This is a genomic window from Chamaesiphon sp. OTE_20_metabat_361 (assembly GCF_031364565.1).
Genome location: NZ_JANLWO010000460.1, coordinates 1 through 1,678, shown reverse-complemented (window position 1 = coordinate 1,678; position 1,678 = coordinate 1). Strand labels below are relative to the sequence as shown.

2 protein-coding genes are annotated in these 1,678 nt (G+C 51.1%); one reads left to right on the top strand and one right to left on the bottom strand.

Going from position 1 to position 1,678, the window contains the following annotated elements:
• Positions 1-669: zinc-binding dehydrogenase (locus RMO35_RS13525; protein ID WP_309741822.1), on the top strand; the 669-nt coding region annotated here is incomplete at its 5' end.
• A gap of 313 nt (positions 670-982) precedes the next feature.
• On the opposite strand, the gene RMO35_RS13520 is transcribed toward RMO35_RS13525, so the two are convergent.
• A complete protein-coding gene (locus RMO35_RS13520) occupies positions 983-1,639 on the bottom strand; it encodes a Crp/Fnr family transcriptional regulator (RefSeq protein WP_396135667.1) in 657 nt (218 codons plus the stop codon).
• Positions 1,640-1,678: the final 39 nt, after the last annotated feature.

The following is a 1,678-nucleotide window of genomic DNA, read 5'->3' as shown; positions in this document are numbered from 1 at the left end:
CCTGAAATTGCGCTGGCTAAAATTCGTCCCGATGCCCCGTTTGAGAAAGTATGCCTGATTGGGTGTGGAGTGACGACGGGGGTTGGCGCGGTGATTAATACTGCCAAAGTCGAACCAGGGGCGAATGTGGTGGTGTTTGGTTTGGGTGGTGTCGGTTTGAATGTAATTCAGGCGGCGCGGCTGGTGGGAGCAAATATGATTATCGGGGTGGATATCAATCCGGCTAAACGTCCCCTCGCGGAAAAATTTGGGATGACGCACTTTGTCAATCCCAAGGAAGTAGAGGGAGATCTGGTGCCGTATTTAGTCGATCTGACTAAAGGTGGTGCCGACTATAGTTTTGAATGTATCGGGAATGTGGGGCTGATGCGTCAGGCGCTCGAATGCTGTCATAAAGGCTGGGGGGTGAGCGTCATCGTGGGCGTAGCTGGAGCGGGGCAAGAAATCGCCACCAGACCCTTTCAATTGGTGACGGGGCGGGTATGGAAGGGTACGGCTTTTGGCGGCGCTAAAGGGCGGACAGACGTGCCTAAGATTGTCGATTGGTATATGGATGGGAAGATTAATATCGACGATCTGGTGAGTGAAATTATGCCGATCGATCGGGTAAATGATGCTTTCGATCTGATGCGTCAGGGTAAGTCAATTCGATCGATTCTCACGTTTTAAAATTAGACTACTTTTAACCGCGAACAGCCGATTTAAGTAGGCAGAGGTGACTATTTATTAACTAGAGGATGGCTGAAATCTATGTGGTGGGCAGTGCCCACCCTACTGAAAAATACAATGAGTAGCATTTTGAGCGATCGCTTTACCCACATTTTTAGTCGTGTCGTCCCACTACAGGCTACTATCCCTAGTAATATGTTTGACGATCGCTTTACCCACATTTTTAGTGTCGAGCCACTACTGGGACTTTTAACTTGGGCGGTGCGTAACCCTGACGGAATAACACACCCTACTAGCTATTCCCTATCCCCTCCTAAACAATACTCGCTTCTAATGCCGCTACATTGGGAATTAATAGGATATCTCGATCGCGGGCGATCAGTCCGGCAGTTTCCATTTTGGTTAATACCCGCGTCACTGTCTCGCGTGCCAAACCGCTCATGCTACTGAGTTCTCGATGGGGTAAATTGGGGATTTCCATGCCTGTCGAAACATTTTTCCCCTGTCCTTCTGCCAAAAATAACAGCGTATCCGCCACGCGCGACGCACTATTCGACTCGCGCAAGCGGAGGCGGCGATTGACTTGACGCAAGCGTCGCGCCATCAGTTGCGCCAGCCGCATTCCAGCGAGCGGCTCGGTATGCAGCAACCGCACAAAATCCTCCGCCGGGATATTGACGATCGTCGCTGGCGTTAGACTTAAAACATCGGTAGAGCGGGGAACTTGCTCTAGTGCTGCCATCTCGCCGACGATTTCGCCCCTACCGACAATATTGAGCGTAATTTCCCGCCCGTCCGCATTGTAAGTCCGAATTTTGAGCCAGCCGCTCAAGACGAAGTAAACCGAGCTACCCCAGTCGTTTTCCAGTAAAATCATCTGATTGGCGGGATGAGTGCGAATTGCGGCGTGAGCCATGACTGGGACAACCGCTGCGGCTGGCAACTCGCTCAAAAATGGCACTGAAGCCATCGCCTCTTGGATTGAGAGTTGTGCTGGAGTTTGAACGTT